General features: G+C 59.4%; 23 protein-coding genes. 7 read left to right on the forward strand and 16 right to left on the reverse strand.

Annotated elements, in window-relative coordinates:
• Nucleotides 1-2: 2 nt before the first annotated feature.
• The 4 genes from ACYVDM_RS11660 to ACYVDM_RS11675 are packed head-to-tail and all read right to left on the reverse strand — an operon-like array spanning nt 3 to nt 4,255.
• Nucleotides 3-1,604, reverse strand: a complete 1,602-nt coding sequence (locus ACYVDM_RS11660) for a GMC family oxidoreductase (RefSeq protein WP_415785652.1) — start codon at nt 1,602-1,604, stop codon at nt 3-5.
• Nucleotides 1,605-1,622: 18 nt separating this feature from the next.
• The gene (locus tag ACYVDM_RS11665; RefSeq protein ID WP_415785650.1) at nt 1,623-2,630 is read right to left on the reverse strand and encodes an ABC transporter substrate-binding protein; all 1,008 of its coding nucleotides are present in this window, start codon (nt 2,628-2,630) and stop codon (nt 1,623-1,625) included.
• 42 nt (nt 2,631-2,672) lie between these two features.
• Nucleotides 2,673-3,491 (reverse strand): ABC transporter ATP-binding protein, encoded by an 819-nt coding sequence (locus ACYVDM_RS11670; RefSeq protein WP_415785648.1) that lies wholly within the window; start codon nt 3,489-3,491, stop codon nt 2,673-2,675.
• On the reverse strand, nt 3,488-4,255 hold the full coding sequence (locus ACYVDM_RS11675) for an ABC transporter permease (RefSeq protein WP_415785646.1): 768 nt from the start codon (nt 4,253-4,255) through the stop codon (nt 3,488-3,490). The genes ACYVDM_RS11670 and ACYVDM_RS11675 overlap by 4 nt, the downstream gene beginning before the upstream one ends.
• Nucleotides 4,256-4,353: 98 nt before the next feature.
• Here ACYVDM_RS11675 and ACYVDM_RS11680 point away from each other — a divergent pair, with 98 nt between their 5' ends.
• The 3 genes from ACYVDM_RS11680 (at nt 4,354) to ACYVDM_RS11690 (ending at nt 6,918) form a co-directional block, all read left to right on the forward strand.
• Nucleotides 4,354-5,079 (forward strand): GntR family transcriptional regulator, encoded by a 726-nt coding sequence (locus ACYVDM_RS11680; RefSeq protein ID WP_415785644.1) that lies wholly within the window; start codon nt 4,354-4,356, stop codon nt 5,077-5,079.
• A 16-nt stretch (nt 5,080-5,095) separates the two neighbouring features.
• Complete coding sequence (locus ACYVDM_RS11685; protein ID WP_415785642.1) at nt 5,096-6,235, forward strand: mandelate racemase/muconate lactonizing enzyme family protein; 1,140 nt, start codon at nt 5,096-5,098, stop codon at nt 6,233-6,235.
• A 176-nt stretch (nt 6,236-6,411) separates the two neighbouring features.
• Entirely contained in the window at nt 6,412-6,918 is a 507-nt protein-coding gene (locus ACYVDM_RS11690) for a YjjA family protein (protein WP_415785640.1), read from the forward strand.
• 68 nt (nt 6,919-6,986) lie between these two features.
• Here ACYVDM_RS11690 and ACYVDM_RS11695 read toward each other — a convergent pair whose 3' ends face one another.
• Both ACYVDM_RS11695 and ACYVDM_RS11700 read right to left on the reverse strand, forming a co-directional pair.
• Nucleotides 6,987-7,319 (reverse strand): YegP family protein, encoded by a 333-nt coding sequence (locus tag ACYVDM_RS11695; RefSeq protein WP_415785638.1) that lies wholly within the window; start codon nt 7,317-7,319, stop codon nt 6,987-6,989.
• 157 nt (nt 7,320-7,476) lie between these two features.
• Nucleotides 7,477-8,670 (reverse strand): MFS transporter, encoded by a 1,194-nt coding sequence (locus tag ACYVDM_RS11700; RefSeq protein WP_415785636.1) that lies wholly within the window; start codon nt 8,668-8,670, stop codon nt 7,477-7,479.
• A gap of 231 nt (nt 8,671-8,901) precedes the next feature.
• On the opposite strand from ACYVDM_RS11700, the gene ACYVDM_RS11705 reads away from it, so the two are divergent.
• From ACYVDM_RS11705 to ACYVDM_RS11720, 4 genes are all read left to right on the forward strand, one after another.
• Nucleotides 8,902-9,303, forward strand: a complete 402-nt coding sequence (locus tag ACYVDM_RS11705) for a carboxymuconolactone decarboxylase family protein (RefSeq protein ID WP_415785634.1) — start codon at nt 8,902-8,904, stop codon at nt 9,301-9,303.
• 109 nt (nt 9,304-9,412) lie between these two features.
• Nucleotides 9,413-10,390: a Bug family tripartite tricarboxylate transporter substrate binding protein gene (locus ACYVDM_RS11710; RefSeq protein ID WP_415785632.1), complete on the forward strand. Its 978-nt coding sequence runs from the start codon at nt 9,413-9,415 to the stop codon at nt 10,388-10,390.
• Between the two features lie 77 nt (nt 10,391-10,467).
• The gene (locus ACYVDM_RS11715; RefSeq protein ID WP_415785630.1) at nt 10,468-11,361 is read left to right on the forward strand and encodes an NAD(P)-dependent oxidoreductase; all 894 of its coding nucleotides are present in this window, start codon (nt 10,468-10,470) and stop codon (nt 11,359-11,361) included.
• Between the two features lie 33 nt (nt 11,362-11,394).
• Nucleotides 11,395-12,063, forward strand: a complete 669-nt coding sequence (locus ACYVDM_RS11720) for a GntR family transcriptional regulator (protein ID WP_415785628.1) — start codon at nt 11,395-11,397, stop codon at nt 12,061-12,063.
• A gap of 64 nt (nt 12,064-12,127) precedes the next feature.
• Here ACYVDM_RS11720 and ACYVDM_RS11725 read toward each other — a convergent pair whose 3' ends face one another.
• From ACYVDM_RS11725 to ACYVDM_RS11770, 10 genes are all read right to left on the reverse strand, one after another.
• Nucleotides 12,128-13,606 carry a PepSY-associated TM helix domain-containing protein gene (locus tag ACYVDM_RS11725; RefSeq protein ID WP_415785626.1) on the reverse strand — a complete coding sequence of 493 codons (1,479 nt, stop codon included), beginning with the start codon at nt 13,604-13,606 and terminating at the stop codon, nt 12,128-12,130.
• The gene (locus tag ACYVDM_RS11730; protein WP_460475389.1) at nt 13,600-13,878 is read right to left on the reverse strand and encodes an iron transporter; all 279 of its coding nucleotides are present in this window, start codon (nt 13,876-13,878) and stop codon (nt 13,600-13,602) included. The genes ACYVDM_RS11725 and ACYVDM_RS11730 overlap by 7 nt, the downstream gene beginning before the upstream one ends.
• Entirely contained in the window at nt 13,872-16,364 is a 2,493-nt protein-coding gene (locus ACYVDM_RS11735; RefSeq protein ID WP_415785624.1) for a TonB-dependent siderophore receptor, read from the reverse strand. The genes ACYVDM_RS11730 and ACYVDM_RS11735 overlap by 7 nt, the downstream gene beginning before the upstream one ends.
• Before the next feature lie 131 nt (nt 16,365-16,495).
• A complete protein-coding gene (locus ACYVDM_RS11740; RefSeq protein WP_415785622.1) occupies nt 16,496-17,458 on the reverse strand; it encodes a FecR domain-containing protein in 963 nt (320 codons plus the stop codon).
• The gene (locus ACYVDM_RS11745) at nt 17,455-17,970 is read right to left on the reverse strand and encodes a sigma-70 family RNA polymerase sigma factor (RefSeq protein ID WP_415785620.1); all 516 of its coding nucleotides are present in this window, start codon (nt 17,968-17,970) and stop codon (nt 17,455-17,457) included. Before ACYVDM_RS11745 ends, ACYVDM_RS11740 begins: the two co-directional genes overlap by 4 nt.
• A gap of 107 nt (nt 17,971-18,077) precedes the next feature.
• Nucleotides 18,078-18,917 carry an aldo/keto reductase gene (locus tag ACYVDM_RS11750; RefSeq protein ID WP_415785618.1) on the reverse strand — a complete coding sequence of 280 codons (840 nt, stop codon included), beginning with the start codon at nt 18,915-18,917 and terminating at the stop codon, nt 18,078-18,080.
• 46 nt (nt 18,918-18,963) lie between these two features.
• The gene (locus ACYVDM_RS11755; RefSeq protein ID WP_415785616.1) at nt 18,964-19,797 is read right to left on the reverse strand and encodes an ABC transporter ATP-binding protein; all 834 of its coding nucleotides are present in this window, start codon (nt 19,795-19,797) and stop codon (nt 18,964-18,966) included.
• 20 nt (nt 19,798-19,817) lie between these two features.
• Complete coding sequence (locus tag ACYVDM_RS11760) at nt 19,818-20,879, reverse strand: FecCD family ABC transporter permease (RefSeq protein ID WP_460475390.1); 1,062 nt, start codon at nt 20,877-20,879, stop codon at nt 19,818-19,820.
• Nucleotides 20,880-20,885: 6 nt separating this feature from the next.
• Nucleotides 20,886-21,890, reverse strand: coding sequence for a FecCD family ABC transporter permease (locus ACYVDM_RS11765; RefSeq protein ID WP_415785612.1), 1,005 nt, complete (start codon nt 21,888-21,890; stop codon nt 20,886-20,888).
• Nucleotides 21,891-21,900: 10 nt separating this feature from the next.
• Nucleotides 21,901-22,830 (reverse strand): ABC transporter substrate-binding protein, encoded by a 930-nt coding sequence (locus ACYVDM_RS11770; protein WP_415785610.1) that lies wholly within the window; start codon nt 22,828-22,830, stop codon nt 21,901-21,903.
• Nucleotides 22,831-22,890: the final 60 nt, after the last annotated feature.

Below are 22,890 nucleotides of genomic sequence, written 5' to 3' on the forward strand. Positions count from 1 at the left end.
ACCTAAGCGCGCTGTCGAATCAATTGCGCACCTTTTTCGCCAATCAAGATGGCCGCCGCGTTCGTGTTGGCCGAGACCATGGCCGGCATCACCGATGCATCGATGACGCGCAGGCGGTCGACACCCTGCACGCGTAAGGCGGGATCCACGACGGCCGCCGCATCGCTGCCCATGCGGCATGTCCCCGACACATGGAACACCGTGCCACCCCGCTGGCGCGCGAATTGGGCCAGGTCATGATCGTTTTGCACGATGGACCCGGGCATGTACTCGTCGCCCGTCACAAATTCACGAAAGGCAGGTTGATGATAAATATCGCGCAGCATGCGCAATCCTGCAACCAGCACTTTGATATCGTGTGGCTCAGTCAGGTAGTTGGAGACGATGCGCGGCGGCGCCAGGGGATCGGTCGAACGGATCTCGACGGTGCCGCGAGAGTCCGGCCGGCACTGCGTGGCCGACGCCGAAAATCCCGAGAATCCATGTAGTGGATCGCCCGGTTTGTCGACCGAGAGCGGCATGACATTAAACAGGATGTCGGCGCGCCCATCGCGGGCGTGCTCGGTGCACACCATGCCGCCGACTTGGCCGGCGCCGACCGTGAGCGGACCTGATTTTTCGAACAGCCACCGGGCTCCCATGCGCGCGAGCTTGAGCGGATTACGCACCTCGTCGTTGAGCGACAGCTTGTTTTTGACCTTGACAATCACGCGCGCCTGGTAGTGGTCTTGCAGATTGCGGCCGACCTCCGGGGCGTCGACGTGAACAGGAATGTCGTGTTTGCGGAGCAACTCGGCGGGGCCTACGCCAGACAGTTGCAGCAACTGGGGCGATTGAAGGGCGCCCGCGGACAGAATCACTTCACCCGTGGTGTCGGCCTGCATCGTCCTGCCATCGTGTAGCCAGCTGACGCCTTGACACACACCGCGCTCGATCCGCAGACGGGTCACATGCGCACCCGTCAACACGGTCAGGTTTGGACGTGAGCGGGCAGGGCGCAGAAAGGCCGTCGCCGCGCTGTCGCGCCAATGACCTTTCAGGGTCAACTGATAACTGCCCAGTCCCGAGTCCTGCGCGCCGTTGAAATCCGGGCTACCGGGATAGCCGGCCTGTGCGCCCGCCTGTAGCCAGGCGTCACACAAAGGATGATCGTTACGCAGGTTCGAGACATGCAATTCACCGTGCTCGCCGTGGTAGTCGTTTTCACCGCCGGCATAGCATTCGGATTGTTTGAAAATAGGCAGTACCTCGCGATAGCCCCAGCCCGTCGCACCCAGCCGAGCCCAGTCGTCATAATCGGCATGCTGGCCACGGATATAGATCAGCCCATTGATGGAACTGGATCCGCCCAGCACCCGCCCGCGCGGCCAGACGATGGGTCGATTACCCGTTTCCGCCTGAGGCTCCACGGCAAATTGCCATGAATAACGTGGGTCGTAGATGGACCGAAAATAACCCACCGGCAGCTTTAACCAGAATCCGGTGTTGGCGCCGCCGGCCTCCAGCAGCAGGACGCGACAAGCCGGGTCTGCGCTCAGGCGATTGGCCAGGACGCAGCCGGCAGAGCCGGCGCCCACGATGATGTAGTCATAGGTGAGAGGCATCGCGTATTGGGAAAGGGCTCAGGCTTTAACCACGTCCATATAGGGCTTGGGATCGAAGTACGTGCTGGCCGGTACGGGATTCGAAATGTTGGCGGCCTGTACAAAAAAGTCGGTGACTTGCTGCAGCCATTTGGTCACGGTGCCGTCGGCATACTTGGCACGCCATTCGCTCGAGGTAAAGTATTTGGATGCCTTGAATTGCTCTTTCAGATCGGCGAGCGGCACTTGGGGATACTGCTTCTTTTGCAGCGCCGTGATGGCGTCATCGGTATGCGACAGCAGATGATCATTGGCCTTGACCCAGCCTTTGATCAGCGATTGAATCAATGGCGGGTTTTTATCGTAATAGTCGTTGCGTGCCGCCCAGCCACCGACGATGGCCGCCTCGGGATAAAACGCCGAGGCATCGACCAGCATGCGTGCGCCTTTGACTTTTTGTTTGATGGTGACATCGAACGGCACCCATAGCGCCACAGCGGGTACGGCGCCCGAGATAAACGACGTGACGGCTTCGGTCATGCGTTGGTTGACGATCTGCACGTCTTTGCCTTCTTCCAGATTGGCACCCTGCAAGACACGGTTCAGAAACACATGCGCCGTGGTGCCGGTCGTCGTCGATATTTTTTTGCCTTTGAGATCCGCGGCGCTCTTGATGCCCGAGTCCTCCCGTACCCAGAGTTGGGCGGTGGCGTACTCGACGTTATTGATCAGAAAGACCTTGCCCTGGCCGCGCGCCGGAAAGTTCGATACGACCGCTCCGGTCGAGAGCACATCCAGACTGCCGCCGATCATGGCCTGAAAGAGCTCGAGTCCTGTGGTGAATTTGATCATCTGCAAATCCAGGCCTTGCTCAGTAAAAGCACCGATCTCCAGGCCCGTCCAGATCTGCGCGTCGACGGCGGGCGTATGCAGATAGCCCACGCGAACAGGCTGCGCGGCACGTGCCAACAGGGGCATGCCGATTCCTGACATGGCAGCCGCGAGGGCGCCGGTTTTCAATAGTGTTCTGCGCTGCGGGTTGATCATGAGGAACTCCTTTCTAGCGAGCAAGATAATGGAGGTGAAGCATTAATCAGCCAGACGTACCGTCTGGCTGGCCTGCCTGGCGTACTCTTGCATCACCAGGCTGCGTATTTGCGAACGCAGTTCGCCAAAACGCGGATCTTCGTGCAGATTCTCTGCGCGAGGATAAGAGAACGGCACATCAATGACGGTGCGAATACGTGCCGGCCGGGCCGTGACGACCACGATGCGCGAAGATAAATAAATCGCCTCTTCGACAGAGTGCGTGATCAGCATCACGGTCTTGTTTTCGGCCATTAGCACTTGCAGCAGCAAGTCCTGCATCGCCGAACGGGTTTGCGCGTCGAGCGCGCCAAAGGGCTCGTCCATCAGCAGAAACTGCGGCTTGACGGCATACGCGCGTGCGAGGGCCAGGCGTTGCCGCATACCACCGGACAAATGCTTGGGATGATGGTGGGCAAAGTCTGCCAGCCCCATCAGGGTCATATAGCGCTGCGTGATGTCGTCGCGTTCCGCGCGGCCGGTCCGATTGGCGCGCAAATTCAAGCCGAATGCGATGTTCTCTTTGACCGTCAGCCAGGGAAAGACCCCGTACTCCTGAAAAATCACGCCCCGATCGGGGCCCGGGCCGGTGATGGGCTTGCCATCCAATAGCACCGCGCCCTGCGTGGGCTGCAGAAAGCCTGCCACCATATTCATCATCGTGGTTTTGCCACAACCCGACGGTCCGATCACCGAGACAAACTCGCCTTGATGAATGTCGTAGTTGATGCCATCCAGAACGCGCATGGGGCCATCCGCCGTGGGGAAGTCCACGGCGACATCGGAAAAACGGATACGTACCGGCGAGGTATCAACGGTCATGCGATGCGCTCCTGCCAGGCGACCAAACGGCGGGCGACCGCGCGGAGAATCAGGTCCATGACCAGCGCGATCAAACCGATGCAAATAATGCCCACATAAATGATGTCGAGCTGAAAGAATGACGAGGCATCCTGGATTAACGCGCCCAATCCTTGTTGCGCGGCAATGAGTTCCGAGGCGACCAAGGTCGCCCAAGCGACGCCGAGCGCCACGCGCAACGCCGTCAGCATATGGGGAATCGTGAGTGGCACGATCACCTTGCGAAAGATTTCGCCGTCCGTCGCGCCCAGGGTACGAGACACGCGGACAAAGATCGGATTGATCTGGGCGATACCTTCGTACATGACGATGACGCCGGCAAAGAATGACGCATAAAAAAGAATCGCGATCTTGGCTGACTCGCCAATACCGAAATAGACGATCACCAACGGAATCAACGCAATCGGTGGCAGCGCCCGAAAAAAATTGATGACCGGGTCGACAAAGCTGCGCACCCCTTTGTACCAACCCAGCACAAAGCCGACGGGAACAGCCAGCAAAATACCCAAGGCCACACCGACGACGACACGCTGGGTGGACATCAGGATGTCGTGGGGCAGTCGTGTTTGCATGAGCGCCATGAATCTGGCCAGCACCTCGTGCGGGCTGGGAACCAGGGCAGGGCTGATCAACCCGCTGGCACGCACGGCATACCACGCCGCAATGATCAGCAACCACGGCGCGGCAATCAACGCCACACGTTTTGCAAATGAACGATCGCGCAAAATGTCTCCTCCGTCTAGATGCGAAGTCGCTTGACCTTTTAAAGGTCAAATCGTACTGTAGACCATACGTTTAGCAAACAATATATGGCTATTTGTTTATGGCTATCAACTTTCACGACAGCCCCATTCCACGCTATCTGCAACTGGCGGACTTGATGCGTCAGCGCATTGGCCGCGGCGTATGGGAACAAGGCCAAAAAGTCCCGTCACTGGACGAGCTGGTGGCGGCGTTCGGGGTAGCCCGCGTGACCGTGCGTCAAGCGATGGACGTGTTGACGCGCGAGGGATTGGTGTCGCCACAACAGGGGCGCGGCACGTTCGTCACGGGGCAGCCACCGAATGATCGCTGGCTACGCGTACAGACGACACTGGCCGAGCTGGCCAATATGTATCGCGATACGAAGCCCACGATTGTCACGATCGACGAGGCCATACATAGCGCCCCTGTGACACCCAAGGACGGCATCGCCGCTGAGCGCTATGTATTCATGCGGCGTATTCATGAGCGCGCCGATCAGCCGTATTGTGTGATCAATATTTATTTGGCCGAAGACATTTTTCGTCGGCATCCCAAGCGCTTTCGCAACGAAACCGTGATTCCGTTATTGGTGTCCATGCCGAGTGTGACGATCGCACAGGCGCGGCAGGCATTGACGATCAGCACGGCCGACACCGAGATCGCGCAGCAACTGCAGATAGCGGTCAATACGCCGATTGCCGAGGTGCGACGTGTGTTCGTCGATGAGGATGATCGCGTGATCTATTTAAGTGAAGTCTCATACCGTGGGGACTTTATTCATGTCGAAATGAACTTGATTCCCTAACGCCACGAGGTCAGTCATGGGCAACGCCAGCGTGTACCCCGCCAAACTCAGCGTGCATGTGTTGCGCTATCCCATCGAGCAACCGGTACGCACATCGTTCGGCACGATGCACGACCGCCCGGCGGTCTTTGTCAGGGTCGAGGATCGTGATGGTGCGCATGGCTGGGGCGAGGTATGGTGCAATTTTCCCGCTTGCGGGGCAGAGCACCGCGCGCGCTTGGTCGAGACCGTATTGCAACCCCTGCTGTTGGGGCGCGCGTACGAGGATCCCCCGGCGGTTTTTGCACATTTGACGATGGCGACCGCTGTCTTGGCGTTGCAGTCTGCCGAGCCGGGCCCGATTGCACAGGCCATTGCGGGGGTGGACCTGGCGCTATGGGACTTGTGTGCCCGTCGCGCCGGCCAACCCCTGTGGGCCTTTCTGGGCGGAAAGCACGATCAGGTTCCTGTCTATGCCAGTGGCATTAACCCCGACGATCCGGCGGACACGATACGAAAGAAACACGCAGAGGGTTATCGCGCTTTCAAGCTCAAGCTCGGTTTCGGCCAAGAGCGTGATCTGCATAATCTGCGCAGCGCGCGCGACGTCGTCGGGCAGGGGGTTCCGATCATGACCGATGCCAATCAGGGTTGGGATCTTGCGACATCGATGACGATGGCAGCCGCAATGGCCGAGCTGGATATCGCCTGGCTGGAAGAGCCGCTGCGCGTCGATCGACCGTTTGCCGAGTGGCAAGCGCTGGCGCGTCAGTCCGCGGTGCCTTTGGCCGGAGGGGAAAACTATCTGGGCCAAGAGATGTTCCAGTCGGCGATCGATGCGGAATTTCTGCGGGTCGTCCAGCCCGATCTCGCCAAATGGGGCGGCATTTCGGGATGTTTGCCCGTGATTCAGGCCGTGCGCGCGGCAGGGCTGCGTTATTGCCCGCACTATCTGGGGGCCGGCGTGGGGCTCATGGCATCGGCGCATCTTCTGGCCAGCGTTGATGGCCTCAATCACGGCGGATTGCTGGAAATCGATGCGAACGACAACCCGCTGCGGTCGATGCTCAGCGAGCCGTTGTCGGTATTGGAAAATGGTGTGGCCCATCTAGGCCACGCGCCAGGCATTGGGTTAGAACCCGACTTGCAGGCACTGCGGGACTGCTGCCATCGATAGGTCAGACATGTCGGGCCTGTGACAATACGGATCGGGGTGTTACGCCGCCCTGAGGCATCGCCGCCTGGTATTCATAATTTGTCGCATTCGAGCCGTTGTCTTTGCGTTGTTTGTCTTGTTGTTTGACACCGGCGACCGCTAGGATAAGTTGGATTTCCTCAGCCTGGAGTGATGCAATGGAATTGAGTCATCGTCATCTTATCGGCGCCGCAGCCATTATTGCTGCCCCGTTTTTTGCAACCGCTGCGCATGCGCAATTATCGATGGACGCTGTCAAAGGTCAACTCGGTGGTGGCGCGGCAGAGCAAAGCGGATCATCGGCAGGTAGCGCGGCGCAAGGGCTGGGTGGCGCGTTGGGTGGCGGTGACAGCTCGGCCCTGTCGGCATTGGGCGGCGGTTCAGTGAGCGCCGGCTCCGCAGGCAATGCGGCGGGCGTGCTGGAGTTTTGCATGAAAAACAACTACCTCAGCGGTGGCGACGCCTCATCAGTGAAGGACCAATTAATGGGCAAGCTAGGTGGCTCTGAAAAAGCCTCATCCGACGAGAGCTATACCAAAGGCGCCGAGGGCATTTTGACGGGCGGCAATGGGCAATCCGTGGATCTGAGCGGCGGAGGCTTGAAAGAAGAGATCACCCGCAAAGCGTGCGATCAGGTGCTGGAGCAGGGCAAGTCGTTCTTGTAAATCACTAGCCCCACAGGATTGAGCGCGGGTACGCCACGGCGTACCCGGTTGCGCGCTATGTCAGGACATTAGCTGTTATCGCGGATGTCTTGCGTAGCGCCGTTTTGCTTGGACGACTCGATGCCGCCGTTGCATGCGGCCTCGGTGCTGTACATTTGGCTATTGCCGATCACCTGATTGTTGCCGGCGCGCAGCGTGAAATAAAACTTGCCGTTTGAGGACGTCGCGGTCTTGTATCGTGCGCCATCACCGCTATTCTTTTGCACCGAGGCAATGCCACTGGTGGCGGATGATTTGGCCACGTACATCTCGCTGGTGAGGATGGTTTCCCCGTTGCCGGCTTTCAGCGAAAAATAGAATTGCCCGTTGTTTGCTTTTTTGAGTTCAAACCAACCTGCCATGTCGTGACTCCTTGGGTTGATGACAATACGCGAAACAGTCGATCCAGACTGGGGCGGACGCGCCGCCACAGCGTGGTCAGATCATAGGGAATGTGGTTGGTTTTGCCTAGGCTTTGTTGGATGTTTCACCAGCGGGTCGTGGGCCGCCCTGTATCGATTACGTGGCTTGTTGCAGTGTATTGCGCTGTCTATCCATGGCGACCGAGATCGCCCACAACACAAAACCGCCCAATGCCAGCAGTGCACCCACCCAACCGGGCGCATGCCATCCATAACCGTGAGAAAGAGCCAATCCGGCCAGCAAGGGGCCTAGCGCATTCGCGGTATTGAACGCCGAATGATTGAGTGCCGCGGCCAAGCCCTGGGCGTTTTGCGCGACGTCCATCAGGCGGGTTTGCAATACCGTGCCCAGCGCGCCACCGATGCCGACCAGAAACACCGCCGGTGTGATGGTCCATAGACTGTCGATGCTGAAGGTGAATATCACCAGTGACGTAGCGCTAAACAAGAGGATGGCACCTGCCGTGGGCATCAGGGCACGATCGGCGAACTTGGGGATGATCAGGTTGCCGATGGTCATGCCGATGCCGAACACGGCTAATACCAATGGGAGCGTGCTCGGCGCGACTTGGGTGACCTCTAGCAGGATGTCGGCCAGATAAGTGTAGACGGCAAACAAGCCCCCAAAACCGATTGCACCGATACCGAGCGTCATCCAGACCTGCGCATGGCGCAAGGCACTGAGTTCGCGTAAGGGGCTGGCTTTGGGGTCGGCCGGCGTAGCGGGTGCAAACAAGGAGATCAGCAGCACGGTGAGCAGGCCCGTGGCCGCAACCAGTGCAAAGCCCCAGCGCCAGCCCACGGCGTGTCCCAGCCAATTGGCCATCGGGACCCCGATGATGGTGGATACCGTCAATCCCAAAAACATGCGGCCGACCGCTTGGGTGCGACGATTTTCGGGGACCAGCGACACGGCGACTAACGAGGCAATACCAAAGTAGGCACCATGCGGCAAACCGCTGAGAAAGCGCAGCACGATCATCCATTCGTAGGTCGGCGCGAACGCGCACAAACCATTGAACAACGCAAAACTGCCCATCAGCCACAACAGCAGAGCGCGTCGTGGCAGACGGGCCGCCGCGACCGTAATCAAAGGGGCACCGACGACCACGCCCAGTGCATACGCGCTGATGACGTGGCCGGCCGTCGGAGCATCGATACCGAGCGTTTGCGCGAAATACGGCAACAGGCTCATGGTGGCAAATTCGGTTGTGCCGATGGCAAATGCGCCGATGGCAAGCGCAAACAGGACTAAGCCGGGCGAGCGTGTTCCGGACGCGGAGGGGGTCATGGAGTCAGTCTCTGGGGGAGTGGATCGGCACAGGACCGTCATGCCCGCAACCGTTAAAGAACAATTGTAGCGCACGCATATCAGGGTTAATACTTATAGGCGATTTTTTTGCGAATCCCTACGATTGCCATATTGTCAGACAATCAATCAAAATTGACTGCAACGATTTGGCGGAATGCATCCTGCTAGTCTGCTTTGTCATTTACCCCTTCAACACCGCTAAGGAAGACGATGAACAACGAACTGTACGAAAAAGGCCTGAAAGTCCGCCGTGAAGTGCTTGGCGCGGAATACGTGGACAAGTCGATCGCCAACGCCACGGATTTCAATCGCATTGTGCAAGATATCTCCACCACATCATGCTGGGGCTTGTGCTGGGCCAATGATGACCTGACGCGTCGCGAACGCAGCCTCGTGAACTTGGCCATGATCGGCGTGCTGAATCGCCAACATGAGCTGGCCTTGCACGTGAAGGGCGCGCTGCGCAATGGCCTGAAAGAATCGGAGATCCGTGGTGCATTAACGCACGTCGCCATTTATGGCGGGATACCGGCGGGGATCGACTCGTTCCGGATTGCATCGCAAGCGATCAAGGAATATCACGAAGAGGAAGCCGCACAGGACAAGAAGTAAGCGGTTCTGCCGCGATATCCGGCTGGGCATAAGAAAACATCATCCCGGCCTTTTTTTTCGCATCTTGAACTGCTAAATACCTATCCATTCGACGATGGAGGAGACACGCATGCTTAAAGTTCTTCGCCCCGTGATCGTGGCGACGTTAGTCGCCTTCGGCACAGGCGCCTACGCCTACCCCGATAAGCCGATCACCATGGTCGTGCCTTATGCGCCCGGCGGCTCTACTGATGGCCTAGCCCGCATCGTTGCCGAGGCGATGGGTAACGAGCTGGGAACAACGGTTATTGTTGAGAACCTGGGCGGCGTCGGCAGCGTGCCGGGGGTACAGAAATTTTTGCGCTCCCCCAACGACGGCTATACGATCATACTGAGCAATATGGGTTCGTTTGCGATTGCGCCGACCTTGTACCCCGCGATGAAATTCGATCCTAAGACACAGTTGCAACCGATTGGTTTGGTGGCGGAAGTGCCGATGGTGTTATCGGTCAGCGCAGCCAGCGGTATCAAGCGATTGCCGGACTTATTGAAGCGGCTGCGCGATAGCTCCCAACCCGCGATCAATCTGGGAAATGGCGGACCGGGCAGCACGGGGCATATCGGGGCGGAGTACTTTCTCTTTCTGACCAAGACTCGCGCGCAAATGGTCCCGTACCGAGGCACCGGCCCGGCGATGGTCGATCTGATGGCCGGCACGGTGGACATGGTGGTGGATCAGACGGTAGCGATGATTCCCGCCAGCAAAGGGGGGCGTGTGATCCCGCTGGCGGTGGCGAGCGCCGAGCGTATCCCTCAAATGCCGGACACGCCCACGTTCGCCGAGGGTGGGGTGCCAGAGTTTGATATGGCCGTCTGGAACGCGGTGGCCGCCCCGCAGGGCACACCGAAGGATCGCGTCGATAAACTGGTCAGCGCGCTAAATGGCGCCCTGGATAACCCCAAGGTCAAGGAGTCTCTGAACGCAGCGGGGGCTCTCGCGCCCAAGGGGGATCGACGCGGGCCGGACGAAATGCAGCGCTTGATCACGAGAGATGTGGACCGCTTCGCAAAACTGATACATGACGCAAATATTCCCATTAACAAATAAGTGAAATCCGACAGCCGGACTGCCTCCTAGCGGGCCGGCGGCCGACGTTTTATCGAATATCGACAGAGAGACATGACATGGCAACACCGAAAATTGGTTTTATTGGCCTGGGCAGCATGGGCAAGCCCATGGTGCATTGTCTGGTAAAGGCCGGGTATGGCGTCGCGGTTTATGACGCCAACGCCGAAGCGGTCGCCGCACTGGCGACCGATGCCAATATCAGTGCGCAAGCGACGCCCGCCGCCGTGGCCCGCGAGGCCTCAATCATTATTACGATGTTGCCCACCAGCGCCATCGTCGAGCAGGTCTTGACGGGTTCGGATGGCGTGTTGTCCAGCGTGAAGCCGGGATCTATCATTGTCGAGATGAGTTCCGGTGCGCCTGCGATGACGCGCACGTTGGCACAAGCCGCCGAGAAGCAGGGCGTCGAGTTGGTCGACGCGCCGGTGTCGGGTGGCGTCAGCCGCGCAAAAACGGGTGACTTGTCGATCATGTTTGGGGGAAGCTCGGCCGCCCTGTCGACCGTAGAGCCCGTGCTGAAAGCCATGGGATCCAGCGTGGTGCGCACCGGTGACGTGGGCACCGCTCATGCGATGAAGGCGCTCAATAACCTCGTGTCGGCGGGCGGGTTCTTGATTGGTGCGGAGGCCCTGGTGATGGGCAAGCGATTTGGGCTCGATCCGGAGATGATGGTCGATGTGCTGAATGCCTCGACCGGGATGAACAACTCGACGCAAAAAAAGTTTAAGCAGTTCGTCTTGTCGGGTAAGTACAATGCCGGCTTTGGTCTGGAGTTGATGGTCAAAGATCTTGGCATCGCTCTGGGATTGGATGACAACCATACCGCTGAGTTTTCGCAGCTTTGCCTGAAGATATCGCGCGCGGCGTCGGAATCGCTGGGCAAGGGAGCCGATCATACTGAGCTCGCCCGGTATGTCTCGCAACGCTGTGACGTGCCCTTATCGTCATAGTTGGCGACGCGGCGCGGCAACGAGTCAAGGGCCATGAATATTCAATTTGAACGTGTGGATGTCTCGCTGAAAAAGCAGGTGATTGATCATATGCGGGACGCCATCATCGATGGCTCGTTCGCGCCGGGTCAGAAACTGGTCGAACGCGAGTTGTGCGAGCTATTTGATGTCAGTCGTTCATTGATGCGTGAGGCGCTTCAGAAATTAGAGGCTGAAGCGCTGATCACGATCGTGCCCCATCGTGGCCCCGCCGTCGCGGAGATCACGCTGGAAGAGGCGCGTGCAATCTACGCGGTGCGTCAGGCGCTAGAGGCGCTGGCCGGCGCAGGCTGCGCGCAGCATGCCACCGAAAGCGACATCGCCGCCCTCGAAGCCAGCCTAGAGCGTATCGCCGCATGTCAAGGCAATGACGATCAAAAGGCACTCGTCAAGGCCAAGAACGATTTTTATCGTGTCTTGCTCAAGGCGTGTGGTAATCCGATCGTCCAGGAAATGCTGACCGGTCTGAATAACCGGATTACCTCGCTGCGCCGATTTTCCATGGGGCAGCCCGGGAGATTGGCGCATACTGTCAAAGAACTCGAAGCGGTTATCGACGCGATTCGCAGTCGTGATGCAGCACGGGCATCGAAACTATGCGCGGATCATGTCAGCAAAGCCGCGACGATTGCCTTGCGAGTGATGGCTGATCAACAGTCTTAGCACCGAGCTTTGCTCAGCATCGATTCGCTGCCAACGGGTACTTCGGTGGGAAATCGGCCGGTGGTCACGTTGCTGCGCGTTGTGCCGTCCAACCGCAAATCGCCGCCACGCTCAAACAGCCTATCCACATTCCGGGAAACACTGGCGTCACCAGGGCATCCTGCAGGCGGCCTTGTGTGAACAAGGTCGCGATATCGATCAGCGGTATCGCCAGCACCAGAGCCGTCAACCCCGACCATTGCTCGCGCCATAGACGATTGGGTTGCCTGAAGGCCGCGTGGGCGGCGGACAACGCCCAAAGCGCAAAGAACAGCGTGACCTCGCGCTCGTGCAGGCCAGGCGATTGCGGCCAGCACAAACGGTTTGCCAAAAAATAGCCCGCGCACGCGTAAAGCGGGCCGGCGATCATCGCGACGTTGATGCGACTTGCCGCACGCTCAAATCGGGTGGGCCGCACGGTACGGCGTAGGGTAAAAAGCAGCAGCCCGGTAGCAATCATCGCCGCGCCGGCGACGCCCAACACGAAATACAAGCCGCGCAGCACGGCGCCCGCATAACGTCCATAGTGCAATCCGCCCATCACACGCATCACGATCAGCGACGCGCGGTATTGGTCGGCAATCTGCAGTATCTGACCGGTACGGCCATCGAGGCTGACTCGATCCGGAAAGGCCATCAAGCGATCATCGTAGTGGCGCAAGACATCCACTCTGGAGTTCATCTGACCGGGTTGATGCACCCACACGCTGGCAGTCCTATCGTGTCCGATATAGTTTTCGGCACGAGTGACGCTGGTGGCCAATGACTGTGTCGTCGCACGTTGTGAGCTCGCCCGCAGCGGTGGAGGAACCGGAAAGGCCTGCGCCACAAATGCCGCGGCGTTGCCATCGTAGCGGCTATTGATACCGGAGGGCAGGTACGTCAGCAACAAGGTCGACAGCGCCGTGATGGTAATCATCAAATAAAACGGCAAGGGCAGTACGCCCAACACGTTGTGCGCATCCAGCCATGCGCGTCCGGTCGATGCATTGGGCCGAAATGTAAAGAAATCGACGAACAGACGACGGTGCACAATGAGCCCGCTGCAGAGCGCTATCAGCATCACAATACTGGCTAGCCCGACCAACAAGATGCCTGGCAATCCCGCGTGCAGGCTGTAGTGAAATTCGATCAGAAACTCGCCACCTTCTGTGTCTCGAGGAGAGATAGTCTGGCCGCTGGCGGGGTCCAGCCAGGCCGTTTCGCTTTGTCCGTCTTGGTGCCAGGCCACTAGTAGCGCCGGATGACGGGCCCAGGGCAATTCGACCTGCCAGCTTTGGGCCGTGGGCGGGGCGTGTTTTTCGAGCCAGTCCTGCGCAATGTGCAGAGTGTGAGTGCGATCAGCAGGACGCACCGACAGGAATTCCGGTGTCATCCAGTGCGTGATCTCGGCAGCTACAACGCTTAGTGCGCCGGTCATGAACACGGCATACAGCAGCCATCCAAACAGCAAACCTGCCCAGTTGTGCAACCAAGCCATCGACTGGCGCAGGCTGCCTAGCATGCCTGTAATCCAACGCGCGCAACCAGGCAGGCCACGCAACCGGCCACGATCGCCATCCAGACCCGCGCATGGCTACGAGCGGCAAAGGCCCACAGCGCTATCCCCACGTATAACGCGATAGATAACAGGCCTGGATAGAAGAGCGCATCAGCGGGGTGCAGCGGCAATAATGCAGCTGTGCCCGCAAAAACATAGATCAGAACATATCCGCCTGGGCCCGCGGCCACAAGACGCGATATCACTTCGCCCTTCGATGCACGCCGTTTCACCATCGGTATCTCAACGTGGCGTAGACCATGCGGCCAGCGCCATAGGAGCACGATAGATTCGTAATGCACGTGCCGACATATCGACGGTCAAACAAGTTACTGGCGTTAAGCGCTAGATTCAGGCCCTTTAATGAGGGATCCATGCGACCAAAATCGTAAGTAATCGCGGCATCCACCAAAGTGACCGCGGGGATACGCAAAGTATTGGCCGGATCACCCCAGTCCGATCCTATATAACGCACGCCCGCACCCAGGCCCAGACCCTGCAAGGCACCGCTTTGTACGGTGTAGTTCAGCCAGGCCGCTGCCTGGTGTTGGGGGGCGTAGTACAGCCGTTTTCCTTGCCTCGATTCGGGTATGCCGTCGACGATGTCGGTATTCGCGGTGCGCGTGATCTCAGAGTCCACATAGGCGTACGAGGCGACGGCATCCAGGCCTTGTGCGAGGGTGGTTTTGCCCTCCAGTTCGATCCCGCGCGCCCGAGTTTCACCGGTCTGGGTCTGAAAGCCCGGCGGGCGTCCCGGCGTCGTGTCGGAAGTCAACACGTTGGTCTGCGTCAGTTGATAGACCGACAGCGTGACCATGGTGTCGCTACCCGGCGGCTGATACTTCAACCCGGCCTCGACCTGTTTTCCTTTACTGGCTTCGAACGGGTTGCCGTTGTAGTCTGTGCCGCCTGTGGGGGTAAACGAGGTGGAGTATGAAAGATAGGGCGCCAGGCCATTGGCGAACAGATAGGTCAAGCCGGCGCGGCCGGTAAAGGCACGATCACGTTGAGAGACCTTTTGCGACGTCATCAGGTTACGGGTGATGCTGTCGGCAATGTCATAGCGCCCGCCTAGCGTCAGTACCCAATTTTCATAACGCAGTTGGTCTTGCATGTACAGACCATATTGCTCGGTCTTTTGACGAGCGTCGATGCGCGTGATGAGATCGTCAACGCCAGGCGCGGGTAGACCATAGTGCGGATCATACAAATCCAGTGAGGGAACGCCCGCGATGACGTTAGAAAAATAGTAGGTGTCGCGCATGTTCAAATAATCAAAGCCGAACAGCGCTTCGTGATGCACGGAACCCGTATCAAAGCTCGCGAGTACTTGTGTATCCAAGGTAAACGTGGCGCCTGTCCCCTGACCGCGCGCCATGGTGCGCGACCACGTACGCATGTCGACGGGATCCAGCATGTACCCCGGCATCGTGCGGGCTTCGCCTCGCATGTGGTTATAGCGTAGATTTTGTTTAAAGGTCCACGTGTCGTTCAGTTCGTGGCTAAACAAATATCCAACCGAGTATTGCTCGCGGTTATATCGATCCCAATCCGGTTCGCCCGCAAATCGGTGACGTGAAATTTCGCCATTCGGATTGTCATAGAGCGTACCTGCAGCGGGCAGGGTGCCGTACAACGGAACCTGATGATCCTTTTGATAAAAGCCCAGTAGCGTCAGAGAGGTCCGGGCCGAGGGCTGCCAAGTCAGGGCCGGCGCGACAAATATTCGATCGTCTTCGGTGTAATACGGCGATTGGGCGGCGTTGCGCTGCAAGGCCGTAAAGCGGTAGCGCCACTGTCCTTCGTCGTCCACGGGGCCACTCAAGTCTATCGTGGCTTGTTCGCGGCCGTAACTGCCCGTTTGCAAGCTGATCTCGCGCTGTGCCGTCTCGGTTGGCAGCTTGCTGACCATATTGATCAGGCCCCCCGGCGTGTTCTGCCCATAGAGCACGGAGGAAGGTCCTTTTAGGACTTCCACCCGTTCCAGCCCGTAAGGTTCAATTTGCAGCATGCCAAAGCTGTATGCTCCGTATGGCAATCGAGAACCATCGAGGTTGTTGCGCGCTGCGTACCCGCCACGCAGATAAATATTGTCGTAACGCAGATCGGTGCTGCCGCCAGGTGCATACAGGCCAGGGGTGTATGACAGGGCTTCGACAACCGTGTTGGATGCTCGCACCGTCATCTCATCACGAGTCACGACATTGACGGTCTGGGGGACTTCGATCAATGGCGTATCGGTCTTGGTAGCAGTAGCGCTGCGTCGCGCGGCGAACCCGATGACCGGGCCGGTCGCAGATTCAAATCCTTCTACGGTTACGATGGGCAGCGTCGCTGTCGAGCCAGCGGGGGCCCGCTGCAGGGTGTACACATTGCCGCTGGTATGTACCGATAAGAGTCCTGTGCCGCTCAGTAGCGTGTTCAGTCCCTGGCTGATCGTCGAGTGGCCTTGCAAACCGGGCGACTGTTGACCCGCCGTCAGCGCGGGGTCGAACGACAGATTGATTCCCGCTGCACCCGCAAAGGTCGCCAGCACAGAGGACAGCGATCCGGCCGGAATATTGAACTGGCGTTGCGCGTGTTGGGTCGTTTGTGCCTGCACGTGGCTAGGCAGCGAGCCGATGGCCAGCACCACCGCAAAGGAGAAGCAGGTAAAGACGATCCGTCGTAGGCCCGTCGGGGCGGGACGTAGTCCACAAAGAGGCAAATGTAGGCGAGGCATGCAGGCAGGTCCGAATAGGGTTCTGTCTGGTATGTCGAATGAGATAAAAAAAAGGGCCAGGCGGGCGTGTAAAAAATTATTGATTCACGATGTCGCCATGCGATGCCCAATCACGCATCGGGTGGGGGGCATTAAACGGCGGCCAAAGTGACCCAGTAGCGGGTCCGATAGACCAATTGGACAGGTAGGCTGTGTGTGACGGCACGCAATGCGGTGTCTGTATGGCTCAGTTGAAAGGCGCCAGAAACGCGTAAATGCGCGATCTGTGGGTCACATCGCACAATCCCCGGCCTGTACCGATTGATCTCGGCCGCAAAGTCGTCCAATGACATGGCGTCCGCATACAAAACGCCTTGGGCCCAGGCTTGAGGTGGATACAACACCGGGTGGGCAATACTTGCCGCCGTACTGGAGAACGTCGTCGCGTAACCCGCGGTCAGTCGAACGCTGCTGCCCGATGATGGCTCGATGTCTATGCCACCCTCGATGACCGCGACAGCACAGTGATCGGCAAACTGTCGTACCGTAAACCGCGAGTGAGTGCTCTGGATGATGCCGTTGTCTGTTCGTACCCGTAATGGTCGCGCGTCGTATCGGGCGGAGTGAGTCATTTCGACCAGAATTTCCCCCGTACGCAGTGCGATTTCTCGGGAGGAGGGCGTAAAAGCAATATCTACTGCACTGGCCGTATTCAGTGTCAACAGGCTGCCGTCCGGCAGATCCAGGCGGCGCTGTTCACCCACGCCCGTGGATTGGTCCGCGGTCCAGGTTTGCCACGGCGCGACATGCCAAGCCAGCCAACCAGAAGGTACCGCGAGGGCCAGCCCCGCCAGGGTGCGCATCGCGGCCCGGCGATCATGACGCTGCGGCCGGTTTAACGCGGCCCGGCTCAACTCGGGCGGCAAGGCGCCAAGCTTGGACAAAACCTCTTGAGCGCGACGCCATGCGCGCTCATTTTCGGCACTGGATTGGCGCCAACGGTCACAGGCGTGCTGCTGCGCAACGGAGCAATTGCCCGAATGCATGAGTACCAGCCAGTCGGCTGCTTCGGCGGCGATTTGCGGATCGATGGAGGGCGACGTCTGCAGGCTCATGGGGCGGCCAGGATGCAATGACGAAAAGCCTCTGCCATATAACGTTTGACTGAGCGCACGCCGATAGACATCTCCGCCGCGATCTGCGCATACGTCAGACCATCCAGCTGTGAGAGCAAAAATGCCTGACGCACCTTGGCGGGCAGGGCGTCCAGTAGCGCGTCGATCTCCTGCAAGCTCTGCAAAATAATCAGGCGCTGCTCTTCCGATGGTGCATGCTCGGCGGGAACAAGCGCCAGCGCCTCTAGATAGGCGCGCTCCAGGGCATGGCGCCGGTAGAAGTCCACTACCAGCCGTTTGGCGATCGTGGTCAGATAGGCACGAGGTTCGCGCAGATTGGGCAGTGACTGCCGACGGCTAGCGAGCAAAATACCGGCGAACGCATCCTGCGCCAAATCGGCGGCATCGGCATTGTTACCTAAACGTTTGCGCAGCCAGCTCGAAAGCCAGCCATGATGCGCGTCGTACAACTGGGCAACCATCAGAGATGGTGACGATTCAGAGGAAGACATGCGAGCAGTCAGGGCTATCTATAGGGAAAACTAATTTGTAATAAGAATTAGTCTCAATTATTGCCCTAAAACTCGTGAAACTGCAATTCCCTCTGTTCGCTCCCGTTTCAATGCCCAAACACGTCGGCGTCCATCATCTTCGGGTCGGGGCGGTTCAGCGCGTTAAGCGCCGCCATTTCATCGGCCGATAGTTCAAAATCAAACACGTTCAGGTTTTGCGCCTGGCGGGTGGGGTCGGATGACTTCGGTGCGGGCACATAGCCTGACTGCGTCTGCCAACGCAGCACGACCTGCGCTGGCGTGCGGCCGTGACGCTCGGCCACGGCCGTGATCGCCGGATCGGCCAGCATCTCGCCGCCGCGCCCCAGTGGGCTCCAGGTTTCCGTGACGATGCCGTGCGCGTTATGCAAGGCGACCACATCATCGCGCAAATGGTAGGGGTCCAGTTGAATCTGGTTCACATGAGGCACCAGCCCTTGATCGAGCAGGCGTTGCAAGTGGGTGACCTTGAAGTTGGACGTACCGATCGCCCGGACCACGCCCGATTCCAGCAAACGCGTCAATCCATGAAAAGCGTCGACGTAACGATCCTGGGCGGGGTTGGGCCAATGGATCAACAGCAGATCAATGTAGTCCACTCCAAGTCGCGACAGGCTCGCTTCGCATGCCTGCTTGACGCCATCGACGCTATGCCATTCGCGGTTGAATTTCGTGGTGACGAAGATCTGATCGCGGCTCACGCCCGACTGGCGGATGCCGGCGCCTACGCCGGCTTCGTTGCGATAGTTTTCCGCAGTATCGATCAGGCGGTAACCCAGGTCCAGGGCGCTGGCCACTGCTCGCGCGGCTTGCGTGTCATCCATGGGCCATGTCCCCAAGCCCAACTGCGGCATTGCGACGCCATTCAATAGTGTGACGGTAGGGGCGGGTTGAACAGTGGCGTTCATAGCGTGATTCCTTATCAAAACGAACCAGTGCCCCGCCGTGCAAGAGTCAGGTCTTTTCGAGCAAACTGACTCCTGCGATCACGGGGGTTCCTGTATGCGGGTCTTGCATCAACGTACAGCGTACACCGTAAAGGGTTGCCACTAGCTCCGGCGTCACAATTTGCGCAGGAGACCCTTGCTCGACGATCTTGCCATGCTTCATGGCGACGACGTGGTCGGCGTAACGGCACGCGCTGGACAGGTCATGCACCACCATGACGACGGTCTTACCGACGCGGGCCAGTTGGCGAATCAGTTCGAAGACCTCGATCTGGTGACCCAGATCCAAGGCGGAGGTCGGTTCATCCAGCAGCAGCAGTGGAGTGTCTTGCGCAATCGCCATCGCGATCCAAGCGCGTTGGCGTTGACCGCCTGACATGGATTCCAAGGGGCGGTCTGCCAAGCTGTTCAGGTCGGCGACGTCGAGCGCGGCCTGGATCACGGCCTGATCGCGGTCGCTCCATTGGCGCAGCAAGCCTTGGTGAGGCTGGCGTCCAAAGCGGATGAGCTCAGCGACCGTCAGCCCGTCGGGAGCGCTCGCATCTTGGGGTAATAGCGCCAACAGGCGCGCGACCTCGCGGCTGGGCATCGTGTTGATCGCCTTACCGTTGAGCAATACGCTGCCTCCCTGGCTTTTTTGCAGGCGCGCCAGCCCAGCCAACAAGGTCGATTTGCCGCAGCCATTGGGTCCGACGATGGCGGTGACACGGCCTGTGGGGATCATCAGATCCAGTGATTCAATGATGAGTCGCTGGCCGTAGCCCATGCGCAAGGCTTGGGTTTCGAGGGTGGCCGCGGTGCCGGCGGACTGGTACAGCAGGGAAGAAATCGGGGTGGACATAAGCGAGGTGGACAATAAGGTCAGGGGCCTTTTTGAGCCGATGGGCGCAGGATGATCCACAGCAGGTACGGGCCACCAATGATGGCCATCACAATCCCCACGGGAATCTCGGTGGGCGCCAGAACGGTACGGCCAACCCAATCGGCAAAGACGGTCAAGATGGCGCCAACCAGGGCGGCGCTCAGCATGGGGACACCGTGCTGCCCGCCCAGGTAGCGAGCGACTTCGGGAGCGATCAGTGCGACCAGGCCGACTGGACCGCAGACGGCGACGGCCAGGGCGGTGAGGCATACGGTCACAATAAGCGTGCCGATCCTCATGGCTTGCAAGCGTACGCCCAGGCCGATCGCGACACTGTCGGTAAAGCGCATGGTGGCCAGGCCACGCGTTAATAGCAGACCGACAAACAACAAAAGGGGCAGGGAATAACCCAACAGCAGGACGGTGGCTTTGGGTCGAGCGTTAAGGCTGCCCACCGTCCAGGGATACGCGGCATTCGCGGCATCGATCGCCGCGCGAGCGAGCATCAAATTCGTGAGTGCGCCAAACAGGGCACCGACGGCGATGCCGACCACGATAAAGCGATAACCTCGCGCGCCGGCACCCGCTGCCAGAATAAACGTCATGGCGGCGGCCGTCGCGGCGCCCGACAAGGCCAATGTCGAAGGCGCCATGCTGGTGGCGACGCCGACGATAGACGCGACGGCAAATGCCGTCGCGCCATTGTCGATACCGATGATGCCGGGAGTGGCCAGGCGATTGCGGGCCAGTGTTTGCATCAGGCAACCGGCGGCCCCCAGCGCTGCGCCGCTAAAGAGGCCGGCCAGAATGCGCGGCAAGCGCAACTCCATGACCAGCAGGCGTTGCATCGGCGTGCCGCCGCCGAGCACGGTCGCCAAGGTGTCCGCAAACGGCAAGGGCTTGGGCCCGCCTGCGCTAAGACAAAATACGCAGATCGCGACCAGCGCGGCCAACAACGCGATAAAGACCCAGGTCGCACGCCGATGCAACAGTAGCGACAGTCCGCCTGTGCGCAATACGAAGTAGCCATGGGGACGGTGCAGAGTGGCGGCGTTGGACATCGGCAATCACAAACTGGGCAGGCGATGGGTACGCACTACCGCGATAAGAATAGGCGCGCCGATAAAGGCGGTCACCACCCCAACCGGTAATTCGTAGGGGCGCACGACCAGGCGCGACACAATATCGGCCAGCAACAAGACACAGGGGCCCAACAGCACACATAGACCCAGCAGCTTGCGGATATCCGTGCCCACAAAACGGCGCGCAATATACGGCACGATCAGGCCCAGAAAGGCAATGGGCCCGGCGGCAGCATTGGCCGCACCCACCAACAAGGCGACTGACAATAATGTAGCCAGGCGCACGCCATGGGGATGGTGGCCCAACCCTTTGGCCACCTGTTCTCCCAGCGCCAGGGCGGCGAGGGGACGCACCAGGGGCAGCGCAATCAATCCGCCCAGGATGAGGCCCGGCAGCGTCCAGAAAAACGTTTCCGGGGGGCGTCCCGCCAGACTGCCCACCACCCAGAAACGAATTTCGTCGGCCGTGCGCTGATCGGAAAGCAGGATCATGCTGCTGCCTGCTTGCAGCAGACCGGTGAACGCCGCACCCGCCAGGACAAGGCGTACCGGGTCGTCTCCTACACCACGCATGCGCAATACCAGCATGACCAGCGCGCAGCCAAGGATCGCGCCGATGAACGCCGCCGACAGATAGAGACTTGCGGTCGAGGCGCCCAGCAGTATCGCCACCACGACCGCAAACGATGATCCGGCGCTGACGCCCAGCAGGCCTGGTTCCGCCAGCGGATTGCGGGCGACGGCTTGCATGAGCAGTCCGGCGACCCCTAATGCCACGCCGACCAGCAACGCCAATTCGGTGCGGGCCCAGCGGAGTTCAAATAGGGTGAAACGCGCGTTGTCATTACCGCCGCCCAGTAGTGCCCGCAAGCTTTCTGCGGGGCTAACATCACCCGCGCCGATCAGCAAACTGAGCAGGCACAAAAACAGAAGACACAGGGCGGAAAGACCCAGTGCCTTGACGGGCATAAAGGATTGTCGGAAGGCCATTCTCGCGCCGTTACTTCGCTAACGACTTCTCCACGTCGTCGAGGATCTGCATCGCGGCCAGATAGCCCGAGCTGCTGCTCCAGATTTGGCCGTCCACGCTGACCACTTGGTCGTCCTGCGCGGCTTTCAAGCGCGTGAACGCGGGTTGAGTGCGGGCCTCATCGAGCGCTTTCTTGCCATCCGGATTGAGCGTGGCCAGGAATATCCAGTCGGCGTCGGCCTTGTTCAGGTTCTCCAGGCTGAGGATGTCGCTATGTGGGCGATCTTTGATGCTGGCCGCCAGCGGGTTGGGTCGCAGGCCCAGATCCTGCAGCAGGCTGCCCACGAACAAATGGCTCGACATCATCTGGGGACCTTGCGGATTCCAGCGCAGCACGGACACGGTGGTGTTGGCGGGCATCCGCTTGCTTAGTTCCTCAACGCGCGTGTCGACTTCGCTAATGCGTTTTTCGGCGTCGTCGGATTTGTCTAACGCCTTGGCGTACTCGCGCAGGGTGTCTTCCCAGGGATCAAACGAGCTACCTGCGGGCACGACGGTGGGAGCGATCAGGCTGAGTTTCGCGTACATCTCCTTGGTCAAGCCGGGGGCCGCCAAAATGATGTCGGGCTGTTGCGCCAGGATGGCTTCGAGACTGGGTTCACGCACCGTCCCCACCAGCGCCAGTGGGCCCGTCTTGGCTTTTAAATAGGTCGGTATATCGGTGCCACCACGGCTCGCCAGGGCGCCTACCGGCTTGATACCCAATGTCGCCGTAGCATCCAAGGCGTTTTCGCCCAGCGTGACGACACGGGTGGGTACGCCTTCGATCTTGACCTCGCCGAATGCCGTTTGCATTGTGCGTTCGGCCGCCCACGTGACGGGGCTGATCGTCAGACCCGCCAGCAAGGCTGCGGCAAAGCGTGGCAGGCGACGGACGGGGCGGGGATCGGAGAAATGCATCGGGTTCCTTCGCGACAACGGCGTAATAGTGATCGGGTCATCCATTGACCAAGAATAAGT

The organism is Bordetella tumulicola, assembly GCF_054779135.1.